Raw genomic sequence first — 5,072 nt, 5'->3', positions numbered from 1 at the left:
ATCCTCCAAAATTTTATTTTACCCAAAAAAACTCTTTTCTTTCTCTCCACTTTTTCTGGGTAAGGTCAGTTTACTGGCCTCTCCATGAGTGAGATTGAAAAATTAAGTGGAAATCTGTGAACGGTTACCTTGGATGACAGAAAAGAGTGTTGGAAGGAGGCAATATTAAAAACTTAATTTCATTCCAGCCAAGAACACATAACCAGAGTTGTTATTTTCTATTTTAGGCTCTTTTGTACTAAACTTTACAATATCGAAATAGTATGAAGTACCTAAAAAAAGAGAATTTTCAAGACTTAAAGCATATGATGTTAACTCGTTTGTACCTTCGCCTGCAATATCCCTACCACTACTAAAATATGTTAAGCTCGATTTGTAAGAATCAGAACGGTAAGCGATACCTGCATTCATATAATACGTATTATTTGTTTCAGGATTACGCTTCTCACCAGATTTACCACCATTACCATACGAAAAAATGCAATCAAGATCGAACAATTTTAGCTTCAAACCAAAATTCCAGTGTAGTAATTGATTGCGGCATTCATAATTTTTAGAAGTCCCATCTGAGCAATCAGTTAAATTTTCTCTTGCAAATTCACCAGTTAAGGCAGTAGTAAAACCTATATCATCTGACAAGCTGTTTTTATAGGAAAGGCCAGCAGCAATTAAATTGCTGTACTGTAAGTTATTTTTTCCTGGAACATAACTGAATCCGAGTTGAAAGTTATAGATTTCAGGGGAGATGTAGTTAATTGATGATTGTTTTAACCATAGTTCGAGTTCATTATAATCGCTATAAATATTGGGCTTGACCCAGAACACCTTGTCTTGATCATATCCAGGGTCACCATCCTTTTTATGATCACCGCGCAAATTTGCATAGTTTGTCCAATGACCATTTACTCCTCCAGCAGCTGCATAAATTTTTGAAGTGTTAATTAACATGCTCTGACCAACTAAACTTCTTTTACCATATTCAATTGATCCAAGTTCCTGGTTTTTTATGATAAAATACCATTCCTCCATGTCTAACTTTTCTATGTCTAACGCTCTTAGGTTTGCAATACCAGAAACCCCTGCCTTAACATTAACCCCCATTTGAGTATTTGGATAAACTTGCTGTAAATAAAGAAAGCGCAAGTATGAATAACTTGAAGTTTTATCCTTAGGCTTAGCATTGAAAGAATCTCTGTTGAAGGCGTAGCCGAATCTCAAATCTATTTTTCCGTCTAGTTCTGCATAAAATATTTCCTTATCCAAAATTGTTTTAGAGCTAGCACTATTCTGCAAAAACAATGATGAAAGCAGTGCTACCAGGTAGTACTTTAACTTCATAAATAAACTTAAATCTTTATAAAAATTTAAGTTTAAACTCAATATAAATAAAAAACAACTTTTCAGAAGGCACCGCTGGTAGATTTTGCTGCCTGTTTTTGAGCTATATTCCCATAAATTATTGATACACTTGGTAATTTTTGCATTAATAACTGCTTATTAATGGCAGAATGTATACGATTAATTATTTTAGATGTACTTTTTACATCGCAGTTAATCAAAACAAAAAGCACTTTATTCTCATCAATATACCCTAGAAAATCATCACTACGGCAATTTTTATAAAAATGTTCTATGATAACTTTCAGTGCATCATTTGTCTCGCTACAGCTACTATTTAAGCCAATTATTCCTATAGCTGCATTAATTTGATGTTGAAAGGCGAAATTCAATATAACGTATAACTCTAGAATAGTGGACTCATTGCACGGTATATCGAATAAGTCATGGTTTTTATATTTCTTACCCATTAGATATTCATCTCTAAAGATTCCTAATTTATGGGACAAACTGATATCACGTATTAACAGCTCATAATTTATTTTATTACTGGCAAATTGTGCAGTGCGGAAAACTTTTACTTTTGTCCTGATATCTTCTCCTTTAGCATCAGTTAAGGAAAAATCTATCACTTTAGGTAATATATCAAGTAAATCGTGCCCATTTTCGGTATACTCTAAATAATTCTTCATGTCGTCAGCTGCTCTTGCACTTAAAATATTGATTAACGGCTTATTAAGTAAATTCCCTTCCTCGTATTTTAACAAATTCCTTGCGGCTTGATTGAGCCCTAAAATTAACACGTTTTTTTTCTTATTATCCTGACAAACAGATACCACAGCATCATCTTTTCTTCTTGCAGTTATGAAATCATCCATACTTTCATTCTATACAGCGTATTTATAAGTATAATAAGATTATATTAAGATTTACTTACTTATTGATATGCTTAATTAGGTATAGACAAAATGTCATACGGGATGGCTTTGTTGTAGAAGAATCAAGATTACTGTTTATGGACTTCAAGTTACTGCAAAAAATATTTTAAAACATAGTGATATCTTGACTTTACCTAGTTAATATTCCAAATTATAAAAAAACAGATAGTTCTATGACGACAAGTCTATTACAAGGCAAAAAGGGATTAATAACCGGAATAATAAATAAGAGATCAATAGCATACGGTATAGCAAAAACTCTCTCAGAGCACGGAGCAGAACTTGCAATCACCTACCAGAATGAAATAATAAAAGAAAAACTATCACCAATAGCAGATGAACTAAATGTGGAGCTAATATTACACTGCGACGTTTCAAATGAAAAAATCATAGATAACGCTTTCGAAATAATAGAGAAAAAATGGGGTACTCTTGACTTTTTGGTGCATGCAATAGCATTCTCCGATAAAAATGAGTTAGATGGTAAATATGTCAATACTTCACTGGATAACTTCCTCAATGCAATGCATATATCGTGCTATTCTTTCACTGCTTTAGCACAAAGAGCTGAAAAAATGATGTCAGGTGGTGGTAGTTTGCTTACTTTATCTTATTATGGCGCTGAAAAAGTTATGCCAAATTATAACGTTATGGGTTTATGTAAAGCAGCACTTGAAGCAAGTGTAAAATATATAGCATGTGATCTCGGGCCACAAAATATCAGAGTAAATGCAATTTCCGCTGGTCCAATCAGAACTTTAGCATCTTCTGGAATAAGCGATTTTCACTTCATATCAGAATGGAATAGAAATAATTCTCCGCTCAGACGCAATGTTACAATAGAGGATGTTGGCAAGGCAGCGCTATACTTATTAAGCGATTTAAGTAGTGGCACTACTGGAGAAATTTTGCACGTCGATTCAGGATATAACGTTGTGGGAATGAAGGTGGTTGACTGAGATCTAAATCCTTAATTCAAAGCGCTAGTTCCTTCGTGTTCATACACAACTCTATCAGGAGTTTTGTGACTGTGATTGCAGAAAACATCGAACATAAAATTCCTATTGATAAAGTGACAGAAAAGCCTCTAATTGCTCCGCTGCCAATAATGAACATTATTCCTGCAGCAATTAATGTAGTGATATTTGAATCCAGTATTGTCTTTATAGCGTTTTTAAACCCTTCTTCAATAGCACGTTCCACTCTCTTGCCAGATTTTATTTCCTCACGAATTCGCTCAAATATTAAAACATTTGCATCCACCGCCATACCGACAGTGAGTGCAATACCGGCAATTCCAGGTAAAGTTAGAGTTGCTTCAAGCAGAGTGAGAATTGATAATATAAGAACTACATTAGAAAAAAGTGCAACAGAGGCCAATACACCTAATTTGCCGTAAGTGATGATTATAAATAAAGCCACGGCTATAATAGAGATTGTTGCTGCCATTTCCCCTGCCTTTATTGATTCTTCTCCAAGACTTGGGCCAATGTTTTTTTCTTCAATTATTTTAAGTGGTGCTGGCAGTGCTCCAGATTTTAAAAGTATTGCAAGTTCGCTTGCTTGTTTTTCAGTGAAATTACCGCTAATTTCTCCCTCTCCATTTAAAATTGGCTCACGTATTGTAGGTACTGTTAAGACTGTGTTATCCAGAACAATTGCAAAAGGTTTTCCCACATTTTCTTTAGTGATTTTTGCGAATCTTTTACTCGCTATGCTGTCAAATTTAAAATGCACTGTTGGTTTACCTAAGTGACCAAATCTAACTGATGCGTTAACCAGCGAATCACCACCTATTTCAGTCTTGCGGAATATTGGATAAGAATTACCTAAAGAATCCTTGAGCATGACAGTGGTTTCATGGTCTATATCCTGCACCTTGGCTATGTTAGTGTTTGCCAAATGAAAAGCTAGCTTAGCAGTTTTGCCAAGCAGAGATTTTATCTGCTTGGTATCTTCTACTCCAGGCACCTGCACTAATATTTTATTCTGCCCTTGTTTTTGAACGCTGACTTCCTTTGTGCCAAGTTTGTCCAAACGGCGCTGGACATTGTTTATTGATTCTGCAGCTACTTCACTGATCAAAGAATTCTTATAATGGGGTTTATACGAAATGAGAATTGAAGAATCTTTTCTATTTAGCTCTAAATTTGGATTTATCGCATTAATCAACACAGATGCTTTTTTATAATCATCAATATTATTTAAAGTTATAACGCTATTTTGTACGTTAGATTCAATATTTTTTGTTAGCAATGTCTCTTTTATTTCGTTAGCTAGCATGCTTAGCTTTTCCTTAAAATAGAAGTCTAAGTCTATGTTTAAAAGCAAAGATGCCCCTCCTTTCAGGTCAAGGCCTAAGTTTATTCTTTTTTTCGAAATAAAAAGCTTATTATCAAAGAAATTTGGCAGTGTTATGTATAAAGCAAATAAACAGATGCATAATACTGAAAAAGATTTGACTATAAGTCTGTTATACATAAGTTGTAGGTTTAAAATTGTAATAATTGATTGTAAGTTAAAAATAGATTTTTGTAAAATTCTCTATTTGACCTTACCCAGAAAAAGTAGAGAGAAAGTTAAGACGTTTTTATCATGAGAATAAATTGTGCAGGAATGCAATAGTTATAGCTCTTTCCATAAAAGTCCGGATGTGATAGGATAAGGGTAGATGATGATAAGGAGGTTGAATGCCAGCAGCATATAGTTATGATTTAAGAAAAAAAGCAATGGAAGCGCTAGACGAAGGAGAAAGCAGAGAAACAGTGGCAGCAAGATTTAAGATTGGACGAACTA

The 5,072-nt window shown here is 34.0% G+C and carries 5 protein-coding genes and 1 pseudogene; 3 read left to right on the top strand and 3 right to left on the bottom strand.

Annotation, left to right across the window (positions count from 1 at the left end; genetic code table 11):
- Positions 1-165: 165 nt before the first annotated feature.
- Complete coding sequence (locus tag OZD68_RS01370; RefSeq protein WP_182309898.1) at positions 166-1,338, bottom strand: porin; 1,173 nt, start codon at positions 1,336-1,338, stop codon at positions 166-168.
- A gap of 62 nt (positions 1,339-1,400) precedes the next feature.
- Positions 1,401-2,216 carry a hypothetical protein gene (locus tag OZD68_RS01365; protein ID WP_182309897.1) on the bottom strand — a complete coding sequence of 272 codons (816 nt, stop codon included), beginning with the start codon at positions 2,214-2,216 and terminating at the stop codon, positions 1,401-1,403.
- Positions 2,217-2,449: 233 nt separating this feature from the next.
- On the opposite strand from OZD68_RS01365, the gene OZD68_RS01360 reads away from it, so the two are divergent.
- Positions 2,450-3,235 carry an enoyl-ACP reductase FabI gene (locus tag OZD68_RS01360; RefSeq protein WP_182309896.1) on the top strand — a complete coding sequence of 262 codons (786 nt, stop codon included), beginning with the start codon at positions 2,450-2,452 and terminating at the stop codon, positions 3,233-3,235.
- 16 nt (positions 3,236-3,251) lie between these two features.
- On the opposite strand, the gene secD is transcribed toward OZD68_RS01360, so the two are convergent.
- A complete protein-coding gene (secD, locus tag OZD68_RS01355) occupies positions 3,252-4,694 on the bottom strand; it encodes a protein translocase subunit SecD (protein ID WP_458695178.1) in 1,443 nt (480 codons plus the stop codon).
- Here secD and OZD68_RS01350 point away from each other — a divergent pair.
- Both OZD68_RS01350 and OZD68_RS01345 read left to right on the top strand, forming a co-directional pair.
- Entirely contained in the window at positions 4,594-4,875 is a 282-nt protein-coding gene (locus OZD68_RS01350; protein WP_039964338.1) for a hypothetical protein, read from the top strand. The two genes, secD and OZD68_RS01350, sit on opposite strands and share 101 nt — an antisense overlap.
- 91 nt (positions 4,876-4,966) lie before the next feature.
- Positions 4,967-5,072: pseudogene (locus tag OZD68_RS01345) on the top strand (IS630-like element ISWpi11 family transposase); the annotation flags it as partial.

The organism is Wolbachia endosymbiont of Drosophila bicornuta (genome assembly GCF_028982105.1).
Taxonomy (GTDB): Bacteria; Pseudomonadota; Alphaproteobacteria; order Rickettsiales; family Anaplasmataceae; genus Wolbachia; species Wolbachia pipientis.
Note: the sequence above shows the minus strand (reverse complement) of the source record. Positions and strands in the feature narration are given on the sequence as shown.